The sequence below is a fragment of the Hymenobacter actinosclerus genome (assembly GCF_900111515.1).
Lineage (GTDB): Bacteria > Bacteroidota > Bacteroidia > Cytophagales > Hymenobacteraceae > Hymenobacter > Hymenobacter actinosclerus.
Genome location: NZ_FOHS01000001.1, coordinates 377,463 through 401,227 on the forward strand (window position 1 = coordinate 377,463; position 23,765 = coordinate 401,227).

Below are 23,765 nucleotides of genomic sequence, written 5' to 3' on the forward strand. Positions count from 1 at the left end.
AGGTTTGATTGGCAATGCACGCCGTAGCACGCTGTATGTACTCTACATACATAAACCCGTACTTTGTAGCAACTACCCCTTTGCCCCATGACCGACGCCCCCGGCTACCCCCGCCTCACCTACCTGCGCATCAAAAACTACCGTGCTCTGCGCGACGTAGAGCTGCGCGACCTGATGCCGCTGACGGTGCTCATCGGCCCCAACGGCAGCGGCAAATCCACGGTCCTCGACGCGCTGGCGTTTCTGGCAGAAGCGGTGAGCGGCAACCTGCAACAAGCCTGGGAAAAGCGGAACCGGTTTGCCGGCATGCGCACGCGGGGGCAGGAGGGGCCGATTGAGTTTGAGGTGGAGTTGGATACTGAATCAGGGCTGATTAGATATTATCTAATCATAGATGGAGATGATAGTAAGCTCAGTATATCAGAAGAAGGATTCTACTTGCCAGATGGTCGAGTATTTGGGAATGGTAAACTCTTCAAAGCCTTCCCGTCGGAAAAAGGCACTACCACCGGACTAACCTCTGAATTGATTAATTCGGATCATGATAAAGAAGGCAGAGAAGTGCCTTCGGACAACAAGCAAGTTTATCTGAGTGGTGTAGGAACCTCAATGCTGGGGTATGCTTTTGCATACAATCTCAGAATTAGCCCTTACGCACATTCTGTCAAGGATTTACTCCAGTCCTACCGTTTTATCCACCTCACTGACGACCACTTAAAGGGCTACTCCGATGCCGGGCCGCAGGAGAAGCTGTCGTCCAACGGCGACAACTTGCCCAACGTCCTGTACTACCTGCACGAGCGTCACCCCGAGGCGCTGGCCCGCATTACGGCGCAGCTCCGGCGCTGGGTGCCGCAGCTGGCCGACGTGGTGCCGGAAATAACGTCCGACGAGCGGCTGCTGCTCCGTTTTAAGGATATGGCGTTTGAGAAGCCGCTGCCGGCGCAGTATATGTCGGACGGCACGATGCGGCTGGCGGCCCTGCTGACGCTGCTCTACGAGCCCAATGCCACCGGCCTGCTGGGCCTGGAGGAGCCGGAAAACGAGTTGCACCCACGCCTGCTACCCCGCTTGGCGGAGGAACTACTGAAGGCTACCGAAACGCGGCAGCTGCTGGTGGCTACCCATTCGCCGGCTTTGTTGAACAGTATGGAACCGGAGCAGGTCTGGATTCTGCACCGGGGAGCCGACGGGTACACGCAGGCGTCCAGGGTGGCCGATATGCCCGACATCGTGGCCATGGTGGAGGAAGGTTCGCCACTGGGCTATCTGTGGTCGCGAAACTTCTTTGAGGTAGGCGACCCGCTGGCTTCCCCTTCTGCTACGTCAACCCAGGAGTAAGATGCGCGTCGAATTTCTCCTAGAAGAAGAGTCGGCAGAGGCAGCGTTGAAAATCCTGGTGCCGAAGCTCCTGCCGCCGCATTACGTTGCCAGGTTTCGGGTGTTTGAGGGCTGTACCGATTTGCTGCACCAACTCACTGACCTACTGAAAGGCTACCGGCGTCGTATCAGTCAGCCTGGCCAGCAGGATTTGCGCATCGTGGTATTGCTGGATGCGGATGGCATAGCCGCCCGTCGGCTGGCCCAAATGGAGGCTTCGGCGGCCACTGCGGGGCTGTTAAGCTACGCCCAGGCATCGGCCGGGCAAGTATTTTATGTGCTGAATGCGTTGGCTGTGCAGGAGTTGGAAGCCTGGTTTCTAGGGGACCGACAGGCTATTCAGGCGGCTTATGCACGGGTGCACGCGCATCATTTCAGTGGCTTGCCCGCCGACCCTGACACAATTCCTGACGCGTGGGAAACCTTGCTGCGCGTTTTGCAAAAAGCAGATGCGCGGGCTAAAAAAGGGAAAGTACGGTGGGCTGAATCTATTGCCCCACACTTGGATATACCGGCGAATAAGTCGCCAAGCTTTCAGGATTTCTGCCAAGGGCTGGCGCTGTTGTAAAGCAAAAGGCCGCCTTTCCAATCTGGAAGCGCGGCTTTTTGCTTTAGAATAATCCTCAATCCTCCTACACCCCCACCGGCTCCTCGCTGCCTAGCTCGCTGAGCAGGCGCTTGGCGGCGGCCACGCTGGGCACGTGGCTGATGCTGAAGACGAGCTGCTGCTTGCGCTCCTTCATGCTGGCCGAGTTGGGGTGGGTCTGCACGTAGGAGAGGATGTTACCGAAGGTGTCGCCCTGGAAGTAGGCCTCGTTGTTTTCGGCCGGGATGTAGCCCTTGAGCACGTTTTTCTTGTAGCTCAGGCGCTCGAAGCCGGCGTGGCGGCCCTGCCAGCGCAGGCGCACGATGTCGGCCAGCTGCTCCACTTCGGGCGGCAGCGGGCCGAAGCGGTCGGTCATGCCGGAGAGCAGCTTCTGGAGCTGCTCAGGGCCTTTGGCGCGGTCGAGTTTGCTGTAGAGTTGCAGCCGCTCCGACACGTTGCTCACGTAGGTGTCGGGGATGAGCACCTGGAGGTCGGTTTCGATGTTGCACTCCTGCACGCCGGCGGGCTTGGCGGCCTCTTGCAGGCGCTGGGTGGGGTCGCCGAGGAACAGGTCGCGGAACTCGGTTTCCTTGAGCTCGGTCACGGCCTCATCCAGAATCTGGTGGTAGGTTTCAAAGCCCAGGTCGTTGATGAAGCCCGACTGCTCGCCGCCCAGCAGGTTGCCCGCGCCCCTAATGTCGAGGTCGCGCATGGCCACCTTGAAGCCGTCGCCGAGGTCGGAGAATTCTTCGAGCGTGCTCAGGCGCTTGCGGGCATCGGAGGGCAAACCGGCCACCGGGGGCGTGAGCAGGTAGCAGTAGGCCTTTTTGTTCGAGCGGCCCACGCGGCCCCGCATCTGGTGCAAGTCGCTCAGGCCAAACAGGTGGGCGCGGTTGATGATGATGGTGTTGGCGTTGGGAATGTCGAGGCCGCTTTCGATGAGGTTGGTGCTCACCAGCACGTCGTACTCGCCGTCCACGAACTTCATCATGCGCTTTTCGAGCTTGTCGCCCTCCATCTGCCCATGAATGTAGGTCACGCGGGCATCGGGCACGAGGCGCACAATCATGCCGGCCAGCTCCTCGATGTCCTTGACGCGGTTGTGCACGAAAAACACCTGCCCGCCGCGCTTGATTTCGCGGGCCACGGCGTCGCGAATCAGCAGCTCGTCGAACACGTGCAGCTCGGTTTGCACCGGCTGGCGGTTGGGCGGGGGCGTGGCAATCACGCTCAAATCGCGCGCGCCCATCAGCGAGAAGTGCAGGGTGCGCGGAATGGGCGTGGCCGAGAGCGTGAGCGTATCCACGTTCACCTTCAGCTCCTTGAGCTTGTCCTTGGTCTTGACGCCGAACTTCTGCTCCTCATCAATAATGAGCAGGCCCAGGTCCTTGAACTTGATGTCTTTGTTGGTGAGGCGGTGGGTGCCGATGAGGATGTCGGTTTTGCCCTCGGCCACCCGGCCCAGCGTCTCCTTTATCTGCTTGGTGCTCTTGAAGCGGTTGACGTACTCCACCGTTACGGGCAGGGCCGAGAGCCGCTCCCGAAACGTTTTATAGTGCTGCATGGCCAGAATGGTGGTGGGCACCAGCACGGCCACCTGCTTGCCATCGGCCACCGACTTAAACGCGGCCCGGATGGCAATTTCGGTTTTGCCGAAGCCCACGTCGCCGCACACCAGCCGGTCCATGGGGTGGGGCTGCTCCATGTCGTGCTTCACGTCTTCGGTGGCCTTGCCCTGGTCGGGGGTGTCTTCGTAGATGAAGCTCGACTCCAGCTCGGCCTGCATAAACGAGTCGCGGGCGAAGGCGTGGCCGGGGGCGGTTTTGCGCTTGGCGTAGAGCCGAATCAGCTCGGCGGCAATGTCCTTCACCTTCTTCTTGACGGCCTTTTTCTTGTTTTCCCACTCCGGCGAGCCCAGCTTGCTCATGGTGGGCGGCGTGCCCTCGGCCCCGCTGTACTTGGCAATCTTGTGCAGGGCGTGAATGCTCACGGTCAGCACGTCATCATCCCGGTAAATCAGCCGGATGGCCTCCTGCATCCGGTCGTTTATCTCCACCTGGGTGAGGCCCGCGAACCGGGCGATGCCGTAGTCCTGGTGGGTTACGTAGTCGCCGGGTACCAGGGTGCGCAGCTCCTTGAGCGTAAGGGCCTTTTTCTTGGAGAACTTGCGGCCCTCCTGGGCCCGGTAAAACCGCTCGAACAGCTGGTGGTCGGTGTACACGAGCAGCTTCAGCGTCTCGTCGATGTACCCTTCGCGCAGGCCCAGCAGCAGGTGCTGGAACTGCACGTTGTTGTCGAGCTCGTCGAAAATGGTGCGCAGCCGGTCGGCCTGCCGCACCGATTCGGCGGCGATGATATTGGTGTAGCCCTGGGCCTGGTACTCGTTGAGGTTTTTGAGCAGGCGCTGGAAGTCCTTGTTGAAGCTGGGCTGGGGCCGGGCCGCGAACTGAAACTCCTCGCCGCTCTTGAAGTAGAACCGCTTGCCAAACTCGGCCACCGCGAAGCCTTCCAGCAGCTTCTTGAAGCTCTTGCCCGACTCAAACAAATCGGCCGGCTTGCTCACAATCTGCATCCCCGCCGCCCCGGCCAGCAGCTCCTGAAAGTTGGCCTCGGCCCGCTCAAAAGACTCCGTAACCACGTCCAGCGTCTGGCGCAGGTCCTTGGCCCAGATGGCCGTATCGGCCGGAATGAAATCGAGAAACGCCTCCCGCGTCTCCTGCAACAGCTTGGTCTGCACGTTGGGGATGATGCTCACCTGGCTCTTCTTGTCCACCGACAGCTGGCTCTCGGGGTCAAACGTGCGAATCGTCTCCACCTCATCCCCGAACAGCTCGATGCGGTAAGGCAGCTCGTTGGCGTAGGAGAAAATGTCCACGATGCCGCCGCGCACCGCGAACTGCCCCGCCTCGTACACGAAGTCGCTCCGCTCAAAGTCGTACTCGGCCAGCATCTCGCTGATGAAGTTGACATCGAGCTTGTCGCCCACCTTCACGATAAACGTGTTGGCCACCAGGCTTTTCTTGTTGATAACTTTCTCGAACAGGGCCTCGGGGTAGGTGACGATGAGGGCGCCCACCCCACCCCCCGACCCCGCCCTCGCTTGATGCGCGACATCCTCCGGGAGAGGGGGAGCCTGACGATTGTCCTCAGATATATTTACATCAGACTTTGGTTTTTTATCGGGACTGGCTCCCCCTCTCCCGGAGGGGAGGGGGTCGGGGGGTGGGGTGCGCGAGTTCAACCGGTTCAGCACCTCGGCCCGCATCAGCACGTTGGCGTTTTCCGTTTCGTCGAACGCATACGGCCGCTTGTAGGAGCTGGGGAACATGAGCGGCTCCTCGTCGGGCAGCAGGTGCTGGAGGTCGGCCAGGAAGTAGGCGGCCTCGTCGCGGTCGTGGAGGATGAAGAGCTGGGGCTGCTGGGGGTAGGCCTGGTGCAGCGCGGCGGCCAGCACGGCATCCTGGGAGCCCACCAGCCCGCGCAGGTGCAGGCGGGCGGGGGCCTCGGTGTCAGCGGCTTTGTCCAGCGAGCGGCGGGTGGCCGGGTTGAGGCGGGCGCCCACGGTCAGCACGGTGGGGTCGAGGAGGTAGAGCTTGAGGAAGTCGGAAACCTGCAAAGGGAGGAGCGGCTAAGGCGAAAGTCAGAGTAAAGGCACGGCAAACCTAGTGCGGCCGGCAACGGTAGAAGCCCGGCCGGAGGGAAATCCGGTCGGGCAGTACGGGCACACGGCGCGGCGGGCGCGCTAGTCAATACCACCGCCGGCCCCCGAAAGTTTCCGCCGCTTTTACTTGTTCGCGTCGTACCTTCCGGCCTCACGCGGCACCAGCGGCGGCCCCGCACGTAAAGCTATGGCAGACAAGCAACCAGCCCCGGGCGAGCAGGAGTGGAACGGCATCGTGCAGCAGCTCCGGCTGATATGCGAGCACGTGCAGCAGGATGGCCCCCTGCCCGAGCAGGAGCAGGCCCAGGCCGAAAATGCCTTCCGCCAGTGCCTGGCCCACCTCGAAAACCAGGTGCAGGATATGCGCAGCGGCCTGAAAGGCAGCGGGGGAAGTTTTTAGGATATAGAAATTAAGCCCGGAACGTCATGCTGAGCGAAGGCGAAGCCGTAGTCGAAGCATCTCGCGTGTAACAGTAATCCTGCCGTTAGAAACTAGCACTGCGGTAGAGATGCTTCGACTACGGCTTCGACTACGGCTTCGCCTTCGCTCAGCATGACGTTCCTTTGTAACCGTTCATTTCCTCCCCCTACAATTGCGCGGTTCTTCTCACCTGGCCATTGGCCTGATTACCGGCGTGGCCGTAGCGGGCCTCGTGCCGGGCGTGCCCTTCTCGCCGGCCGGTATTGCCCTGGCCGGCTTCTCGGCCCTGGCTCCCGACCTCGACCACCCCAACTCCCGGCTTAGCAAGCGGCTCGGCTTCGCCCAGAATTACGTGCGCTGGGCCTTTGTGGCCGTGGCCGCCGTGGTGGCGGCCTATGCCCAGTGGCAGCTCACCCCCGGCCCCGACCGGCGGCTGGCCTTCACGGTGGCGCTGGCCTTCGGGCTGGTGGGCGCGGCCATGCAGGGCGAGGCCACCCGCAAGCTGGCGCTGCTGTTTACGGGCCTGTGCACGGTGGTGGCGGGGCTGTACACGGGCTTCGTGTGGCTCAGTATGCTGGGCTGCTTTATTGCGCTGGCGCCCTTCACCAGCCACCGCTCCTACACCCACACCATCTGGGCGGCGGGGGCCTGGACCTACATCGGCCACCTGGCCAACCAGAGCCTGGGCTGGCACGGCGTGGCCCTGTTTGCGGGCGGCGGCTACCTCTCGCACCTGCTGGCCGACTCGCTCACCAAAGCGGGCGTGAAGTGGTTTATGCCCGTGTTCGACCGGAGCCTGGGAATCCCGCTTATCCGCACCGGCTCGGGGAGCGGCAACATGCTCGAAGTGATTATCTGCGTCGTGTATGGGGCGCTGGTGCTGGGCCTGGTGGTGGGCCGGTTGCAGTTCTGACGCGCAGGGGCCGGCAGCGCGGCCAGCCGGGATGGTCAATTCGGTTTGTCTGCTGAAAGAGGAGGTTGGACAGTGAAAATACTGGTTTGACCGAATTCTGCGGCCGAGCTTAGTGTTGAAAGGTATCTTTCGTCGGTCTAACTCAAAAGCCCCGCAGTCGGTGGGAACAGGAGAGGAGGAAGGTAATTGGATTTATACAGGAACGTTCGGCAGAATACGGTGACCATCAGGGCAGCCAGCCGCGGCCAGTTAAGGGATATTAAGAAATTAGTATTCTATAGATTGGCTTAAAAGCCGGATATGCTTTACTATTGCACTGCAATTCGTAATCACTTTATAAGCGGTTCTACCAGCCAGTGCCCGGTAGCAACCCCTGCAAGCAGTCCCGTGGCCGCGGGTTTTCAACCGGCCAGCCAGTTGCCCCGATAAGCGGTTTAGCTGGCCCTCCGCTCCGCTGCCGGATGCAGGCGCTCCATTTCCGCCATGGGCCGGCGTTCTATCGGAACCGCAACAACCTGTACCTTTACTCCGGCTTCGGCTGTGTAGCTAACCGTTCTTCTTTCGACCACAACCATTCCGCATACTTTTTTCGCGCTTAACCAGATTTCTTTATGAACCAGATGAATAGCCCGCTGATCAGGATTGGTATTTTCTATGATGGCAACTATTTCCTGAAAATCAGTGATTACTACTACTTCCAGCACGATCGTAAAGCCCGTATCAGCCTCGAAGGCCTGCATGAGTTTATCCGTCATCAGGTAGCCGAAGAAGAGGATGTCGACGTGCGCCTGAGCCAGATCATCGACTCGCACTTCTTCCGCGGCCGCCTCTCGGCCACTGAGGCCCGCGACAAGGACCGCCTGTTCCACGACCGGCTCCTCGACGATATCCTCATGAACATGGGCATCGCCACCCACTACATGCCCCTGAAAACCCGCGACGGCCGTCTGCAGGAAAAGGGCATCGACGTGTGGTTGTCGCTGGAGGCCCTGGAACTGTCCATCCACAAGAGCCTCGACGTGGTGGTGCTTATCGCCGGCGACTCGGACTACGCGCCCCTCATCAAGAAGCTCAACACCGTGGGCACGCGCGTCATGCTGCTCAACTGGGACTTCAAGTACACCGATTTCAAGGGCGAAAACCGCGTAACGCGCGCCTCGCAGCAGCTGCTCGACCAGGCCACTTACCCGGTGCAGATGCACGAAATCATCGACCAGGGCCTCACCGACGGCGACGACCTGATTGAGTCGCTGTTTGTGAACACGCCCGAGCCGGCCGCTTTCCCCAGCACCAAGCCCGTGCGCCCCACCGGCCCCACGGCTGCCGGCCCGGTTGGTACCATTGGCATGAGCACCATCAAAAACCTTAAAAACGGCTTCGGCTTCGTGGTGATGCCGCCCAACAACCTGTTCTTCAGCTACGCCGATATGGCCGAGGGCGACTTCAACGAGCTGCAGGAAGGCGACTGGGTGGAGTTCACGGTAGGCCGCAACCACCGCGACGAAGACTGCGCCCGCAACGTGCGCAAAGTCGATGCCCCGCCCATCATGGACCGCGACGAGGACGAAGACGACGAGGATGGCTACGGCGACGAGCGTGAGCACGAATCGGCCAGCTCGCCCGAGCGCATGTAGTTTTTTTGAGCTGTTAGCTGAGAGCTATTAGCTGTTAGCTTTCGTTCAGAAAGACTTTGCTTTCGCCTAAAAAGAAGGCCCCGCACTCAACCGTGCGGGGTCTTTGTCGTTTTTCAGCTAACAGCTAACAGCTAACAGCTAACAGCTAACAGCTAACAGCTAACAGCTAACAGCTAACAGCTAACAGCTCAAGAAGGAAACAGCAAGTCGCGGAAGTCGCGCTTGGTGGCGGGGTAGCGGTTGAAGGTGCCCAGGCCGCGAGCCACCACGAGGTTGTTGCGGGTAAGGCAGCGGATGGTGGTGGTGCTCACAATCAGGGTTTTGCCGGCGTGCTCGATGCTGCCGTGGGCTTCCAGCTCGTCGTGCAGGTGCACCGGGTGGAAGTAGTTCATCTTGAACTCGACCGTGGACACCAGCTCGGCCGCCGTGAAGGCCAGCGAGAGGGCCGCCGCGCCCAGGGCCGCATCCATGAGGCCGGCCAGCACGCCGCCGTGGCAGGTGTTGGGCGAGGAGAGGTGCTCGTTGAGCACGCGCATGGTGTAGCGGATGTTGCCCGGCTGGTCGACGTGCAGCGTCATGCCGTTGGCGCGGCCGTAGTGGTTTATCTGGTTGTAGGTGGCAATGAGCGTGCTGATATCGGGCGGGGTATCCATGGGGCGGAGTAGAGCTGGGATGAGTTGGAAAAGGTAAGTACTTTACATTCTCCATCCGCTATTGCCCTGCTTATGGCCAGCTCGCTCACCTTCGCCGAGTTTTACCCCCGCTACCTGCGCGAGCATAGCCGCCGGGGCACGCGCATCCTGCATTTCGTGGGTACTACGCTGTTTCTGGCGCTGCTGCTCGCGGCCCTGCTGCTTGCGCGGCCGTGGCTGCTACTGGCTGGCGTAGTAGCGGCCTACGGCTTTGCCTGGGTGGGCCACTTCTTCGTCGAGCGCAACCGCCCCGCCACCTTCCAGCACCCCCTGCTTTCCCTGCTCGGCGACTTCCGCCTCTACTTCGACCTGCTGCGCGGCCGGGAGAAGTTTTAATTATAGAGCTGCAAGCTACAGGCTGCAAGCTGACGTTCAACATCAGCTTGCAGCCTGTAGCTTGCAGCTCTATAAAACCTTGCGCATCAGAAAGTGCGGGATTTGGCCGAAGAGCAGGTGGGAGGGCGCTACCACGGCGTAGCCGGCCCGCTCGTAGAACGGCACGGCTTCGGCGCGGGCGTGCAGGATGAGCTCGGACAGCTGCTGCTGACGGGCGGCGGCTTCGAGGTGGGCCAGCAGATGCCGGCCCACGCCGCGGCCCTGCCAGGCGGGCGCTACGGCCATAAAGCGCAGCTGCCCCTGCCCGGGGCCCGACGCGTGCAGCCGGCCCACCCCCACGGCTTCCGGCGCCGCGCTGCCGGCTGCCGCGCCGGGGGCCAGCAGCAGGGCGTGGGTGGTCGTGGGCGCGTCGTCGTCGGGGGCGCGCTCCGAGCCGGGGAGCTGCTGCCAGGGCTGGCGCAATACTTCGTAGCGGAGGCGGTAGTAGGCGGCCCAGTGGGCGGGTGTCTGGGGCGTGATGATGGGCAAGATGTTGGACATGCGCGGCGCGTACGTAGGGGAATAAAGCGCAAAGGCTACCTTGGCAGCCCGGCCGGCGGCGCGCCCCTATCTTTGGCGGCCGTTTCTGCGTTAAGGTACTCTTTCCCCTTCCTTCATTTTTCCTTCTTCCTATGCCTTCTTTCGACATCGTGAGCAAAGTGGACCCGCAAACCCTTGAAAACGCGGTGAACACGGCCAAAAAAGAGCTCCAGACCCGCTACGACCTGCGCGACACCAAGGGCGGCATCGAGCTCGACAAGAAAACCAATGTCATCACCCTCACCTCGGAAAACGATATGCGCATCCGGGCCCTCGAAGACATTGTGCTCACCCGCCTTGTTAAGCAGGGCATCGACGGCACGGCCCTCGACTTCACGGCCGAAGCCCAGGCCAGCGGCACGATGATGAAGAAAACCGTGAAGGTGCGCGCCGGCATCGATAAGGACGCGGGCCGCAAAATCATCAAGGCCATCAAAGACGCCAAAGTGAAAGTGGAGGCCCAGATGCAGGACGACCAGGTGCGCGTATCGGCCAAGAAAATCGACGAGCTGCAGGCCGCCATTGCCGTGCTCCGCAGCGCCGACATCGGCCAGCCCCTACAGTTCGTGAACATGAAGTAGGGGGGACGGCACCAGCCCTCAGAAATTCGCTAGCAACGCCCGATGCACTTCGACTTCTCGGTTTTCTCCCAGGCCCATACTTGGGTGAGTCTGCTCACGCTCACGTTCATGGAAATCGTGCTGGGCATCGACAACATTATCTTTATTTCCATCATCGTCAACCGGCTGCCGCGCGAGCTGCAGGCGCGCGGGCGCACCATCGGGCTGCTGCTGGCGCTCGTCTGCCGCATTGGGCTGCTGCTGAGCATCAGCTGGATTGTGGGGCTGAAGGCGGCGCTGTTCACGCTCAACCTGCCCTGGCTCGACGAGCCGTTTGGCGTGAGCGGGCGCGACCTGATTCTGCTGGCCGGCGGCCTGTTTCTGATTGGCAAGAGCACCACCGAAATCCATACCAAGCTGCAGGGCGAGGAGGAGGAGGAAACCCAGGCCGGGGCGGGCCGCGCCAACATGCTCAACATTATCTTTCAGATCATCCTCATCGACATCGTCTTCAGCTTCGATTCCATTCTGACGGCCGTGGGCCTGGTGGACAACGTGCTGATTATGATTCTGGCCGTGATTTTGTCGATGGGTGTGATGATTGCCTTCTCGGGCGTGGTGGCCGATTTCGTCAACCGCAACCCCACCATCAAAATGCTGGCCCTGTCGTTCCTGATTATGATTGGCGTACTGCTGGTGATGGAAGCTTTCCACAAGGAAATCGAGAAGGGCTACGTCTACTTCGCCATGGCCTTCTCGCTGCTGGTCGAGCTACTGAACATGCGCCTGCGCAAAAAAGCCCCGCCCGTGCACCTGCGCGACTCGCCGTATGATTAGAAGTGAGACAGTGAGAGGTGAGACAGTGCTACCGTCTCACCTCTCACTTTTAAATTACCAGCAAACAGATTCCGAGGAAGAACAGGCCCACGCAATTCACGAAGCCCGCCGAGAAAGCCTGGTCGGGTCGGAACTGCCCCGACAGCACTGCCCCGGCCGTGGCCAGCACTACCAAAGACAGCAGCCACACCATCCGGAAGTTGTTGACTGTGAACTGGCTGCCCTGCGTGGCGCCCGACTTCACGTGCACCTCCCGGACCTTGCCCAGCCAGGGCGTCTGATACACGTCGAGTAAATCGCCGACCGCCAGCTCTACGTCGGCCTGGCTTCGGATGCGGGCATTATCGGTGGTGGCTACAAACTCGCGTTTGCCGGGGTAGTCAATCTGCCTGATGCTCTCATTGGCCAGTAGTTGCGAGCGGCCGCAGTCAATCAGCACGGCCAGCGCAACCAGCAGGCTAAGCCAGGCTACCACCCGAAACTTTGGCAGCGCCCGCGCAAACTGCGCCGCATACAGCACGTGTAGCGGGGACTTGGGGGGCCGCCGGAAACCGGCCGGCGGACGATGGTGCGGGGCAGTGGGGCGCGGCGGCGTGGCCGGGGCCGGCCGTGGGGCGGGCCTTTGGGCCGCCGTGGCCCGCCACTCCAGGGCCGCGTCGTAGGCAGCGCGGCGGGCGGGGTTACTCAGCACCTCGTAGGCATCGTTCACGGCCAGGTAGCGGGCGTGGGCGGCCGGGTCGGGGGTGCGGTCGGGGTGCGTAATCCAGACCAGTTGCCGGTACGCCCGCCGGATATCCGCCGCGCTGGCACTGGCGGGCAGACCCAGCGTGGCGTAGTGCGTGCTCATGGGACCAGGCAGAGGGCGGCCACGGCGGCGGCCTGGTCCTGCACCCGGCGGGTGGCCAGCTCCAGCAGCCGGCGGTTCAGTTCGGGACGGTGCTGGCGGTAGAAAGCCGTTTCGGCGGTTGTGAACAGGCCGGTTATCAGCCCCACTACCGTGTAGCGCAGCTTGGTGTTGCGGCCCAGCAGCTCGGCCAGCAACCGCACTTGGTCGGCAGGAGCGGCCGAGGGCAGCGGAACGTGGTGGTCGCGCACAAAATCGGCTACCACGGCCAGTAGCAGTGGGTTCTGGAGCTTGAGCACGGGCCGCAGCGTGGCATGCAGGAAGTCGCCGGGCGTGGCGGGCGTGGCGGTGGTTTCGGCTGCCACCACGGGGCGCAGGGCCAGCAGGGCGGCATCGGGGCGGAGGAAGTCAGGCATTGGTGGCAAGATAAGGTAGGAGTGCCATTCACCAGCTTTGGGCAGCGGCTGGAGAGCAACAAAAAGCCGCCCGATAAGCTGTAAACAGGCTTTAGCGCTTCAGCTAGCTCTTCCTCCGCTCATTGCGCCAATAAACTCCCATAGTACCACGCCGGCTGCTACGCTCACGTTCAGGCTGTGCTTGGTGCCAAATTGTGGGATTTCCACGGCGGCGTCGCATAGCGCCAGCACTTCATCATCGACCCCGAACACTTCATTGCCCATCACCAGCGCGTAGGGCTGATCAGCTGCTATGATGAAGTCGGCCAGCAGTATGCTTTCCGTGGTTTGCTCCACCGCTACCAGCACGTAGCCGGCCGCTTTCAACTGAAGCAGCGCCTCCAGGGTAGTGGGCGCATACTCCCAGACCACCGACTCAGTGGAACCCAGGGCCGTTTTGGTGATGTCGCGGTGCGGCGGGCGGCCGGTGATGCCGCAGAGCCAGATTTTCTCGACCGCGAAGGCGTCGGCGGTGCGGAAGGCCGCGCCCACGTTGTGCAGGCTGCGCACGTTGTCGAGCACGAGGGTGAGGGGGAATTTTCGCGTATTTTTGAAGTCGGCCACCGTCAGCCGGTTCAGTTCATCCATCGAGAGTTTGCGCATCCGGCAAAGGTAGGAACGCCTGCCGGGGCGCGGGGTGTTATTCTGGCGTTGCGCCTCACCCCCCGGCCCCCTCTCCGAAAAAGGAGAGGGGGTACGTTCAACGGCTGCTGGACTGGAACCGCCGCCAGAACGTGCTACCGTGGCTCCCCCTCTCCCCCTGGAGAGGGGGCCGGGGGGTGAGGCGCAACGCCAGAACAACGTTACCGGCAACTATCAACTATCAACAGGCACCTGATTTGAAAGTCCTCAAAGAGAAAAAGCCCGTCAGAACGCACGGCACGCTGGGGCCGCCCGCCGTGGCCGATACGCCGCTGATGAAGCAGTACCAGCAGCTCAAGCAGACCTACCCCGGGGCCGTGCTGCTGTTCCGGGTGGGCGACTTCTACGAAACCTTCGGCGAGGATGCCGTGACGGCCTCGCGCATCCTGGATATTACGCTCACCAAGCGCGGGGCCGGTACGCCCTCAGAAACCCCGCTGGCCGGCTTCCCGCACCACTCGCTCGATACGTATTTGCCCAAGCTGGTGCGGGCCGGGCAGCGCGTAGCCATCTGCGACCAGCTCGAAGACCCCAAGCAGGCCAAGGGCCTGGTGAAGCGCGGCGTAACGGAGCTCGTAACGCCGGGCGTGAGTCTGCACGACAACGTGCTGGAGCGCCGCAGCAACAACTACCTCTGCGCCGTGCATTTTGGCAAGCAGGAGGCCGGCATTAGTTTTCTGGATATCAGTACCGGCGAGTTTCTGGTGGCCCAGGGCACGGTGGAGTATCTGGGCAAGCTGCTGCAGAACTTCCAGCCGGCCGAGGTGCTGTTCTGCAAGAAAAGCCGCCAGGAGTTCGAGGGCCATTTCGGTCCCGACTACTGCCACAACACGCTCGAAGAATGGGTGTTCGGCCACGACTACGGCTACGAGCAGCTCACGCGGCACTTCAACACCACCTCGCTCAAGGGTTTCGGCATTGAGGGGCTGCGCGAAGGCATTACGGCGGCCGGCTGCGTGCTGCACTACCTGGCCGAAACCAAGCACACCGACGTGGGCCACATCGGCAGCATCGGGCGGCTGGAGGAGGACAAGTACGTGTGGCTCGACCGGTTCACGGTGCGCAACCTGGAGCTGGTGCAGGCCCAGCATCCCGGTGGCGTGCCGCTGATTGATATTCTCGACCAGACCATTACGCCCATGGGGGCGCGGCTGCTGCGCAAGTGGGTGGTGCTGCCGCTCAAAGAGCCCGCCCAGATTCAGCGCCGCCTCGACACGGTGGAGGCCCTGTTGCAAACCCCCGAGCTGCTGGAGAATTTGCAGCAGCAGCTGCGCCAAATCAACGACCTGGAGCGGCTGATTTCCAAGGTGGCCGTGCGCCGCATCAACCCCCGCGAGCTGCTGCAACTCGCCCGGGCCCTGGAGGCCATCGGCCCCATCCGCGACGAGCTGGCCGCCTCGGGTATCAAGGCCCTGCAAAAGCTGGCCGACCAGCTAAACCCCTGTGCCGCGTTGCGCGAGGAAATCCAGCTCAAAATCCGGGAAGACGCGCCCATTCTCACCAACCAGGGCGGCGTGCTGCTTGACAATATTGACAAGGAGCTGGACGAGCTGCGGGCTATGGCCGGCTCGGGCAAGGACTACCTGTTCCAGCTCCAGCAGAAGGCCATTCAGGAAACCGGCATTTCCTCGCTCAAGGTGGCCTACAACAAGGTGTTTGGCTACTATCTCGAAGTCACCAATGCCCACAAAGACAAGGTGCCGGCCACCTGGATTCGCAAGCAGACGCTGGTAAATGCCGAGCGCTACATCACCGAGGAGCTGAAGGTGTACGAGGAGAAAATCCTTAACGCCGAGGAGCGCCTGTTCATCATCGAGCAGCGCATCTACACCGAGCTGGTGCTCACGGCTGCCGAGTACGTGCCCCAGGTGCAGCAGAACGCCCGCGCCATCGGCGTGGCCGACTGTCTGGCCTCGTTCGCCGCCACCGCCCGCCAGCACCGCTACGTGAAGCCGGTCGTGGACGACTCCACGACGCTCGACATCACGGCCGGCCGCCACCCGGTAATCGAGCGGCAGCTGCCCCCCGGCGAGCAGTACATCCCCAACGACCTGCGCCTCGACCAGGACGAGCAGCAGATTGTGGTGATAACCGGCCCCAACATGGCCGGCAAATCGGCCCTGCTACGCCAGACGGCCCTGATTGTGCTGCTGGCCCAGATAGGGTCCTTCGTGCCCGCCGACGCCGCCCACGTGGGCGTTATCGATAAGATTTTCACCCGCGTGGGCGCCTCCGACAACCTGAGCAAGGGCGAAAGTACCTTCATGGTGGAGATGACCGAAACGGCGTCCATTCTGAATAATTTATCAGATAGAAGCCTGGTGCTGATGGACGAAATCGGGCGGGGCACGAGCACCTACGACGGCATCAGCATTGCCTGGGCCATCGTGGAGCACCTGCACAATTCGCCCCGGGCGCGGGCCAAAACCCTGTTTGCCACCCACTACCACGAGCTCAACCAGCTGGCCGCCGACTGCCCCCGTGTGCGCAACTACCACGTGGCCGTGAAGGAGGCCGACAACCGCATCCTGTTCCTGCGCAAGCTGCGCGAGGGCGGCTCCGAGCACAGCTTCGGCATCCACGTGGCCCGCATGGCCGGCATGCCCGCCGCCGTGGTGCTGCGGGCCAACGAAATCATGCACCACCTGGAGCAGGAGCGGGCGTCTACCGGCGTCGAAACCGACCAGCCCACCGAGTTCGACGATTTGTTGGTGGGGCTCAATGAGGATGCGGACGACGTAACCGGCGGCAAAGTAGTGCCCCTGAACGGCCGCGCCGAAACGCCCGCAGCAGTCCGTTCGGCTGGCCCCAAAGCCCAGCCGGCCGCCGCCGTGCACTCGGCTCCGCGGCCCAGCTTACAGCTCAGCATGTTCGAGCCGGCCGACCCAGCGCTGGAAAAGCTGCGCGAACTGCTGGAGAAACTTGATGTGAATACGCTGACTCCGATTGAGGCTTTGCTCAAGCTGAACGAGTTGAAGCTGGCAGCGGGTGGCGGCAAATAGCCCCCGGAACCGGCGGCCCGGCCCGGCTCCTGGCTGGTCGGGCCGGCGGGCCGGGGCTGGTTTAGGCAAGGGCCGGGCTCGGGGATGAAAAATTTTCTAGCTGACAATCAAAGCAAAAGCCTCTAAATGGCCTCATGCAATCGTTTTTTTTAGGGGCGGGCCTTGACTTCACAGTTTGCTGTACTACCTTTGTCACACCAAAACGCTCCAGGGCGTTTGAATCTCAAGCGAGAGTAGCTCAGCTGGTAGAGCGCGACCTTGCCAAGGTCGAGGTCGCGAGTTCGAACCTCGTCTCCCGCTCCAACACGAAAAACCTGCCCCATCCGGCAGGTTTTTTCGTTTCTTGCCGGTATGGCCAATATCCGCAAGTGTACTTGCTCCGATGCTGAGTTTCAACAGGCCGTAGCCGAGTGCCTCTCGGTGCGGCAGGTGCTCAGCCGCATCGGGCTGGTGCCGGCCGGCGGCAACTACAAAACCGTACACGCCCGCGTCGCCCGCCTGGGACTGGATACCAGCCACTGGACGGGGGCCGCCTGGAACCAGGGGGAGCGGTTTCGGGCGTTCGGAACGCCTTTTTGCTGGGACGATATTCTGGTTGAAAACTCGACCTATGCCTCCACCTTCCGCCTGCGTAAGCGGTTGATTGAATATGGCTTAAAGGAGCACAGGTGCGAGGCTTGCACCTTATCGGAGTGGTTGGGGGAACCAATTCCGCTGGAGCTGCACCACGTCAATGGCGTAAATAACGACCACCGTTTGGAGAATTTGCAGTTACTTTGCCCAAATTGCCATGCGCTGACCGACAATTACCGCGGTAAGAATCAGAAGCGAAAAACAAGCTAACTGCTTGAGCCGGAGTGGTGAAACTGGTAGACACGCGACACTTAAACTGTCGTTTCCGTGAGGAAGTACGGGTTCGATTCCCGTCTCTGGTACTTTCGAGAAGCAGCCCCGCCGGCGTGGGGCTGCTTTTTCGTTTGGTACACTATCGGGCACAAACGGCGGACCACTGCCGACTCTGTCCGAAGCCAGGTTGTTACCTTTAGGGCTGCCACTGCCGCCTGCCGCCCCTGCTTATGTCTTCTCCGATGCTTTCTTCCAACGATTACCAGCAGAAAATAAAGCAGGCATTTGCCGAGATGAGCAAGGTGGTGGTGGGCCAGCAGTACATGGTGAACCGGCTGCTGATTGGGCTGTTCACTGGTGGGCACGTGCTGCTGGAAGGCGTGCCGGGGCTGGCCAAAACCCTCACTATAAGCACGCTGGCCAAGGTGCTGCACCTGCACTTCCAGCGGGTACAATTCACGCCCGACCTGCTGCCCTCCGACTTGGTGGGCACCATGATTTACAACCAGAGCCGCTCGGAGTTCGAGGTGAAGAAGGGGCCCATTTTCGCCAATCTGGTGCTGGCCGATGAGGTGAACCGCTCGCCGGCCAAGGTGCAGAGCGCGTTGCTGGAGGCCATGCAGGAAAAGCAGGTAACTATCGGCGAGACTACCTACCCGCTCGATTTGCCCTTTCTGGTGCTGGCCACCCAGAACCCGGTGGAGCAGGAGGGGACCTACCCGCTGCCCGAGGCCCAGGTCGACCGATTCATGCTGAAGGTGCACGTCGACTACCTCAAGAAAACCGACGAGCTGGAAGTAATGCGGCGCATGGCCAACCTGAGCTACGCCGACGATGTGTGCCCGGTGCTCACCCGCGACGATATCTTCGGCATTCGTCACCAGATAAACCAGGTGCAGATTTCCGAAACCCTCGAGAAGTACATCATCGAACTGGTGTTTGCGACCCGCAAGCCCGCCGAATACGATTTGCCCGAGTTCCAGCAGTATCTGCAGTTTGGCGTGAGCCCGCGGGCCAGCATTGCGCTGCACCGGGCCGCCAAGGCCGTAGCGTTTCTCGACGAGCGCGACTACGTGCTGCCCGAAGACATCAAGGACGTGGCCGCCGATGTGCTCAACCACCGCATCCTGCTCAACTACGAAGCCGAAGCCGACGGCATCCGCACTCAGGATATGATTGAGGCCATTCTGCGCAAGGTGCCTATCAGCTAGCGGTGGAATGGAGAGCTGGTGGAAGAGTGGATTGGAGGTGTAAACTGCCGATTGCGCCACTCGTGCCATAAAGAATACCCGATCCAGCCCACCAACTCCCGCTTTGTTTAAGCTCAGCAAAACCCTGCGCGGGCTTGGTAGCCTGCTGCGGAACTCCCAACTGCTCAGCCGTATGCTGGCCGCCGAAACTAACTGGCAGGTGCAGGCTTTGCATCATGCGGAGCGCTGGGGCGCAATGGCCGCGGGCCGGCCGGTGGTGCCGCCACCCACCCGGCTCCCCGATCCGCTGGCCAATCCGGTGCCGGCTTTTGAGGTGAGCGTGCGGGTGGCTTAGCGCTGCCGCAACAGCTGCCAGGCGCGGGCCACGTCGGTGGGGCCGGGCAGGAAGGCGGTAATGCCCAGGCCAGTGACGCGACGAAAGTGCCAGACCAGGAAGGCCGTGGAGGCGGCGTAGGAAAAGGTGGAGGCCAGCGCCGCGCCCGCAATGCCCAGGCGCGGAATCAGCAGCAGTCCGCCGGCCACGGTTACTACCAGGCCCACCAGCGAAGCCATGTTGTTGAGGCGGTACCGGGCCCGGCCGCTGAAGTAGCTGGTAATCAGCATCTGCACGGCCATGATAACCACGCCCGGAGCCAGCAGCCGCATGACCGCCTGGGCCGGGCCGAATTCGCGGCCAAAGGTGGCCGTGAGTACGGCCGGGGGCATGGCTACCAGCACCAGCACTGCCACGGCCGTGCCCAGCACCGCCAGCCGCCCCACGCGCAGCGCCGAATCGGGCAGTGGCCCGGTGCTGGTGGAGTTGACCAGGTCGACGTACTGTACCAGCGCCGCGCTGCGCGGAATCAGCCAGATGGCTTCCATGAGTGAGACGCCCACCGAAAGCACGCCCACGGCCCGGGCGTCGGCGAAGTAGGCCACGAAGTAGTAGCCCAGCCGGTAGTTGACGAAGGACAGAATATTGGAGAAGTGGGCCCCGCGGCTGTGGCGGGCCAGCTCGCGGGTGGTGGCCCGCAGCCGCCGGCCGTGGCGGCGGCGCGGGTCGGGCAGGCGCAGCAGCGGCCCCAGGCTCAGCAGCCACGGCAGCCCGAAGGCCAGGTAGGCGGCGTAGTAGTAAGTCTCGACGGCCACCCAGCGCCCGCCGGCCCAGAAGGCGGCCAGTAGGGCTCCAGCCAGCAGCGCCACCTGCGCCAGCGTGAGCAGGTTGTAAATGGTTTCGCGGCGGCGCCCCAGCAGCAGGGCGGTATTGATGGAGAAAAAGGCCTGCAGCAAGCTCAGCAGCCCCAGGTGCAGCAGGTACCCGGGCCCGGGTTGCCGCAGCAGGCCCACCGCCGCCGTGCCCACCGCGCACACCAGCGCCGCCCAGCCATAGGCGGGCAGCAGCAAATGCCAAAGGTTGCGGCGCGGCGCCAGGTAAATCAGCGAGGAGCCCCCCAGCAGCCCGATAAACAGCAGAATAGCCGCGCAGTCGGTAACAAATAAACTCACGGCGCCCCGGCCCGCCGCGCCCAGGTAGCGCGCCGTCAGCCACACTATTCCAAAGCTGATCAGGGCCGTGGCCAGGCGGGTGGTAAAATTTTGAACGACGCGGCGGAGCATGAAGGGCAGTTTGGCCGGTGAGTTGAGGACAAGGCGCTTGGTGGCCGCAAGAACGTCATTCGAAGCCTGTAGCTCTCATGCGCCACATGGCGTTCTGCCACTAGCCGCTAATCACCGCCGCGTACACCTGCCGGAAGGCGGCGCCCACGGCCGGGTAGCTGAAGCGGGCCAGGGCCGTGGTGCGCATCTGCTGCTCATCGAAGCGCCCGGCCGGAGCCCGCAGCACTTCCAGCAAGGCCTCGTAAAGCGCCTGTTCGTCGGTGGGCGCTACCAGCAGGCCGGCCGAACCGTCGGACGGAATCAGCTCGGGGATGCCGTTTACGCGGGTGGCCACGGCGGGCAGGCCGCTGGCCTGGGCCTCAATCAGCACGCAGGGCAGGTTTTCGTAGTTGGAAAACAGCACGAAGGCCTTGGCCCGGCGCATTTCGGCCGCTACCTGCTCCAGGCTCAGCTTGCCCAGAAACTCCACCGTGCCATCGGCCAGCAAACCCAGCTCGGAAGCCAGCTGATGCATCTGCGCCTCGGCCAGACCGTAGCCAGCAATGCGCAGATGCACCTGCAGCTCGGGGTGTTGGGTGCGCAGCCGGGCCACGGTACGCAGCGTGCCGCTCAGGTTTTTGGCCTGCTCGGTGAAGACAGCCACGTTCAGCAGGCCCCGGCGCCGGCCCGGCTCGGCGGGCAGCTCAAACAGGTCGGTGTCGACTACATTGGGAACGATGGCGGTGCGCGGGGCCCGGCCGCCCAGCCGTTCCATGGCCCGTCTGAAGTTGTCGGAAACGGGAATGAAAGCGGCGGACCGGCTCACCAGCCATGCTGCCAGGCGGCCCCGCCACCAAGCGAGCCGGTAGCTATTCACTGCCAGAAATATCGACCAGTGCTCCGTTACAACATAAGGAATCCGGTGCCGCCAGCGCAGCCACAGCGCCCACAGGCCCGTGCGCAGCAGCACGTGCACGTGCACTAGGTGGGGCCGCTGGCCCTGCCAGTGCCGGCGCACGGCCCGCCAGCCCCGGCCCATGCACACCAGCCACAACCCCAGTTTCAGCAGCTTGTCCAGCGGTGCCAGCCCCGTGGGGCGGGCACGGTAGTAGTAGCGCCAGGTGGGCACCGGGCCGCTCAGGTCCACTTCGCTTTCGATAAGGCCGGGCAGCGGCCCCCGGGCCACGGCCGCAAACACCACCGCGCTTTGCAGGGGTTGCTGCGGCGTATTGGTGGCGGCAATGGCGGCTACGTGTCGGGCCACGAAGTCGCCGTCCTGGTCGTCGTAGCGGTGGGGGTACCACTTGGGCAGGTGCAGAACGCGCAGCAGAGGCAGGGGGGAGGAGGAGGCAGCAGGCACGGCCGCAAAAGTACGTCCGGCGGCGGCAGCATCATTTTCGCACCCACCTAAAAAGAGCTGGCTGCCCCAGGGCAGCCAGCTCGGATAAGGAGATTAAGGATTGAATAGCTGTTTCTATATTTAAAGACGCCAAGTTGCAGCTCGCCGTCAGGTAATTAAGCACAGTGAAATAACAGCCAGTTGCCTGGTGTAGAACATCACACAGCGGCCGAAAAACCGCAGCAGCCTCCTGCTTAGCCGGAAGATCAGCCGCTACTTCACCACCACAAACCGCACCGACTGGCTGGTTTCGCCCGTCGTGACGGTGGCCAAATACACGCCGGCCCGCAGGGTTTCGGGCAGGCGCAGCGCCTGGTCGCCGCTGGGCAGCGGGGCGCCGGCCAGCACGGTGGCCACCGGGCGGCCGGTCAGGTCGAACACCTGCACGGTGGCCGGGCCGCCGCGGCGCAGGCTGAAGCGCAGCTCGGCCGGGCCGTTGCTGGGGTTGGGTGCCACGGCCAGCTGCTGGAGCTGGTCGGAGGTGGCTTTGGCGGTGCCCGTGGTTACGCCGGGGGCGTTGTAGCAGGTTAGCTGGGGGTTGAAGTTGGTCCAGCCGGCGGCCCAGTTGCCCGTGTTGGAGCCGGTGGCGCCCTCCGGCGCGAAGGCCCCGCGGTAGCTCACCTTATCGAAAAACGCATCGGCCGCCTTGCCCGTGAACCCGGCCCCGGCGCCCAGCTTCGAGGTGGCCTTGGGCTGGAAGAAGGGGTTGGTCAGGTTGAAGTTCTCGGTGGCTAGGTTCAGGTCGGCCACGGTCGAGGTCAGGTCGTTGCCGTTGTCGGTCAGCAATTTCTTCGCGTCGTAGGTGCTGCCCGTTACCACAGTGGCCACGCGGGCATCGGCGAAGCCGGCAAACACGTTGTTGCGCAGCTGCAGCGCGCCACTGGCGGCGTTGCCCTCCGCGGCCGCGCCATCGAGCAGCAGCCCCACCGGGTAGCCCGCCACCACCGAGTTGTAGATGCTCAGGGCCGAGTTGCGCCGGATGTGCATGGCCCGCTTGAAATTGGCGCTGAGCGTGCCGCTAGCAGGAGCAATGAAGTTGCTGATGTTGGAGAAAACAGCCGCCGTCTGCGGCGAGTTGCTGGTGCCGTTGGCGTCGTTGTCCGACTCGAAGGCGTTGGAGCCCGACACGTCGGCGATGTTGGGGTCGCGCAGCGACAGGCCGAACTGCACCTTGCCCGCGAAGCCGTTGTCGGTGTCCCATTCGTCGTCGGTGCCGCGGAAAGCCACCAGATACTTGGCGTTCACCGTGCCCCCAAACCACTCAAACGAGTCGTCGCCGGAGTAGGAAACCTGGATGTGGTCGAGGGTGGTGCCCGCGCCCACGCCGGCCAGCGTCAGGCCGTTTATTTCGTTGTCGGTAGTGAAGGCAATGCCGGGGAATTCGATGCGCACATATTGCAGCGCGCCCGAATTATCGTTGGGGTCGGTGCCGCCGAAATAGGTGTCGGGCGTCAGGCCGCCTTCCAGCTTGGGCAACGGCTGGCCGGGGGCCGCCGGAATGTTCTGCGGGGCCTTGCCGGCCAGAATCAGCCCGCCCCAGTCGCCCCGGTCCCGCTCGCCGGGCGCCTGGTTCGAGGTGAATACGATGGGCCGGTCGGCCGTTCCGCGGGCCTCAATTTTAGCGCCCTGCTTGATGGTGAGCGTGCCCTTCGAGGCCTTATCGCCCTTGATGATGGTACCCGGCTGAATGGTGAGCGTCGCGCCGCTTTCCACGAACACGAAGCCCTTGAGCAGGTACACGCGGTCGGCCGTCCAGGTGGTGTTGCTGGTAATCGAGCCCGATACCTCGACCGGCGCCGGGGCCACGGGGCAGGTGGTCTGGGCCCGCAGCGGGCTAAGGGTGCCGGTTACAGCAGCGGCGGCCAGGGCCAGCGAGAGTACAGTCTTTTTCATAGCATCAACGGAAAGAGGTGAGGTGAAAACGAGTGGGTTTCTTACCCTGTAAAGGTCGGGCAGCGGCAGCGCAGAGGCGTTAGCGGGCCGTTATCATTGGGTTACCGAAATGTTGTGTGATGCCGGGCGTGAGGGTGCCGGGCGACTGCGGTGGCCGCCCGCCGTAGGAGCGGGGCTTGCCCCCGCCCGCCGGTGAACGATTATCGTTGAACGATTGCGTTGACACGGTGCGAACGGCGGGTTGCGTTTTGTTCTGGGGTAGTACCGTTCAGCGGCGGGCGGGGGCAAGCCCCGCCCCT

At 62.7% G+C, this 23,765-nt stretch carries 21 protein-coding genes and 2 tRNA genes; 14 read left to right on the forward strand and 9 right to left on the reverse strand.

The features are described from left to right. The first annotated feature begins 87 nt into the window (after positions 1-87). Positions 88-1,341 (forward strand): AAA family ATPase, encoded by a 1,254-nt coding sequence (locus tag BMY67_RS01580; RefSeq protein ID WP_092767656.1) that lies wholly within the window; start codon positions 88-90, stop codon positions 1,339-1,341. Between the two features lies 1 nt (position 1,342). Continuing rightward, positions 1,343-1,948 (forward strand): DUF4276 family protein, encoded by a 606-nt coding sequence (locus BMY67_RS01585; protein ID WP_092767658.1) that lies wholly within the window; start codon positions 1,343-1,345, stop codon positions 1,946-1,948. A gap of 64 nt (positions 1,949-2,012) precedes the next feature. On the opposite strand, the gene mfd is transcribed toward BMY67_RS01585, so the two are convergent. Further along, complete coding sequence (gene mfd, locus BMY67_RS01590; RefSeq protein ID WP_394333350.1) at positions 2,013-5,492, reverse strand: transcription-repair coupling factor; 3,480 nt, start codon at positions 5,490-5,492, stop codon at positions 2,013-2,015. A gap of 322 nt (positions 5,493-5,814) precedes the next feature. Between mfd and BMY67_RS01595 the strand changes: the two genes are divergently transcribed. The 3 genes from BMY67_RS01595 (at position 5,815) to BMY67_RS01605 (ending at position 8,595) form a co-directional block, all read left to right on the forward strand. Next, positions 5,815-6,027, forward strand: coding sequence for a hypothetical protein (locus BMY67_RS01595; protein WP_092767662.1), 213 nt, complete (start codon positions 5,815-5,817; stop codon positions 6,025-6,027). 193 nt (positions 6,028-6,220) lie between these two features. Beyond that, positions 6,221-6,961 (forward strand): metal-dependent hydrolase, encoded by a 741-nt coding sequence (locus BMY67_RS01600; RefSeq protein ID WP_092767665.1) that lies wholly within the window; start codon positions 6,221-6,223, stop codon positions 6,959-6,961. Positions 6,962-7,581: 620 nt separating this feature from the next. Then, positions 7,582-8,595 (forward strand): NYN domain-containing protein, encoded by a 1,014-nt coding sequence (locus BMY67_RS01605; RefSeq protein ID WP_317040316.1) that lies wholly within the window; start codon positions 7,582-7,584, stop codon positions 8,593-8,595. 188 nt (positions 8,596-8,783) lie between these two features. On the opposite strand, the gene BMY67_RS01610 is transcribed toward BMY67_RS01605, so the two are convergent. After that, positions 8,784-9,248, reverse strand: a complete 465-nt coding sequence (locus tag BMY67_RS01610) for a PaaI family thioesterase (RefSeq protein WP_092767669.1) — start codon at positions 9,246-9,248, stop codon at positions 8,784-8,786. 72 nt (positions 9,249-9,320) lie between these two features. Here BMY67_RS01610 and BMY67_RS01615 point away from each other — a divergent pair, with 72 nt between their 5' ends. Further along, positions 9,321-9,623 carry an Mpo1-like protein gene (locus BMY67_RS01615; RefSeq protein ID WP_092767671.1) on the forward strand — a complete coding sequence of 101 codons (303 nt, stop codon included), beginning with the start codon at positions 9,321-9,323 and terminating at the stop codon, positions 9,621-9,623. Positions 9,624-9,692: 69 nt separating this feature from the next. Here the strand turns inward: BMY67_RS01615 and BMY67_RS01620 are convergent, their stop codons facing one another. Further along, positions 9,693-10,163 carry a GNAT family N-acetyltransferase gene (locus tag BMY67_RS01620; protein ID WP_245744833.1) on the reverse strand — a complete coding sequence of 157 codons (471 nt, stop codon included), beginning with the start codon at positions 10,161-10,163 and terminating at the stop codon, positions 9,693-9,695. Between the two features lie 131 nt (positions 10,164-10,294). Between BMY67_RS01620 and BMY67_RS01625 the strand changes: the two genes are divergently transcribed. Beyond that, on the forward strand, positions 10,295-10,783 hold the full coding sequence (locus BMY67_RS01625) for a YajQ family cyclic di-GMP-binding protein (RefSeq protein WP_092767673.1): 489 nt from the start codon (positions 10,295-10,297) through the stop codon (positions 10,781-10,783). Between the two features lie 42 nt (positions 10,784-10,825). After that, positions 10,826-11,599, forward strand: coding sequence for a TerC family protein (locus BMY67_RS01630; RefSeq protein WP_092767675.1), 774 nt, complete (start codon positions 10,826-10,828; stop codon positions 11,597-11,599). Between the two features lie 49 nt (positions 11,600-11,648). On the opposite strand, the gene BMY67_RS01635 is transcribed toward BMY67_RS01630, so the two are convergent. The 3 genes from BMY67_RS01635 to BMY67_RS01645 form a co-directional block, all read right to left on the reverse strand. Beyond that, positions 11,649-12,446, reverse strand: coding sequence for a J domain-containing protein (locus BMY67_RS01635; RefSeq protein ID WP_092767677.1), 798 nt, complete (start codon positions 12,444-12,446; stop codon positions 11,649-11,651). Then, positions 12,443-12,859: a hypothetical protein gene (locus BMY67_RS01640; protein ID WP_092767679.1), complete on the reverse strand. Its 417-nt coding sequence runs from the start codon at positions 12,857-12,859 to the stop codon at positions 12,443-12,445. Before BMY67_RS01640 ends, BMY67_RS01635 begins: the two co-directional genes overlap by 4 nt. Before the next feature lie 99 nt (positions 12,860-12,958). Then, the gene (locus BMY67_RS01645) at positions 12,959-13,501 is read right to left on the reverse strand and encodes an RNA methyltransferase (protein ID WP_092767681.1); all 543 of its coding nucleotides are present in this window, start codon (positions 13,499-13,501) and stop codon (positions 12,959-12,961) included. A gap of 314 nt (positions 13,502-13,815) precedes the next feature. On the opposite strand from BMY67_RS01645, the gene mutS reads away from it, so the two are divergent. From mutS to BMY67_RS01675, 6 genes are all read left to right on the forward strand, one after another. Then, a complete protein-coding gene (mutS, locus tag BMY67_RS01650; protein WP_245744913.1) occupies positions 13,816-16,542 on the forward strand; it encodes a DNA mismatch repair protein MutS in 2,727 nt (908 codons plus the stop codon). A gap of 227 nt (positions 16,543-16,769) precedes the next feature. Further along, a tRNA-Gly gene (locus tag BMY67_RS01655) sits at positions 16,770-16,845 on the forward strand. Between the two features lie 48 nt (positions 16,846-16,893). Then, on the forward strand, positions 16,894-17,385 hold the full coding sequence (locus tag BMY67_RS01660) for an HNH endonuclease signature motif containing protein (protein WP_092767684.1): 492 nt from the start codon (positions 16,894-16,896) through the stop codon (positions 17,383-17,385). A gap of 8 nt (positions 17,386-17,393) precedes the next feature. Continuing rightward, positions 17,394-17,477, forward strand: a tRNA-Leu gene (locus BMY67_RS01665). Between the two features lie 141 nt (positions 17,478-17,618). Further along, positions 17,619-18,599 (forward strand): AAA family ATPase, encoded by a 981-nt coding sequence (locus BMY67_RS01670; RefSeq protein ID WP_245744834.1) that lies wholly within the window; start codon positions 17,619-17,621, stop codon positions 18,597-18,599. A 103-nt stretch (positions 18,600-18,702) separates the two neighbouring features. After that, complete coding sequence (locus BMY67_RS01675) at positions 18,703-18,933, forward strand: hypothetical protein (RefSeq protein ID WP_092767688.1); 231 nt, start codon at positions 18,703-18,705, stop codon at positions 18,931-18,933. Here BMY67_RS01675 and BMY67_RS01680 read toward each other — a convergent pair. From BMY67_RS01680 to BMY67_RS01690, 3 genes are all read right to left on the reverse strand, one after another. Then, entirely contained in the window at positions 18,930-20,195 is a 1,266-nt protein-coding gene (locus tag BMY67_RS01680) for a lipopolysaccharide biosynthesis protein (RefSeq protein ID WP_092767690.1), read from the reverse strand. The two genes, BMY67_RS01675 and BMY67_RS01680, sit on opposite strands and share 4 nt — an antisense overlap. Positions 20,196-20,295: 100 nt before the next feature. Beyond that, positions 20,296-21,534, reverse strand: coding sequence for a glycosyltransferase (locus tag BMY67_RS01685; protein WP_092767692.1), 1,239 nt, complete (start codon positions 21,532-21,534; stop codon positions 20,296-20,298). Positions 21,535-21,786: 252 nt separating this feature from the next. Then, on the reverse strand, positions 21,787-23,466 hold the full coding sequence (locus tag BMY67_RS01690) for a T9SS type A sorting domain-containing protein (RefSeq protein ID WP_092767694.1): 1,680 nt from the start codon (positions 23,464-23,466) through the stop codon (positions 21,787-21,789). Positions 23,467-23,765 lie beyond the last annotated feature (299 nt).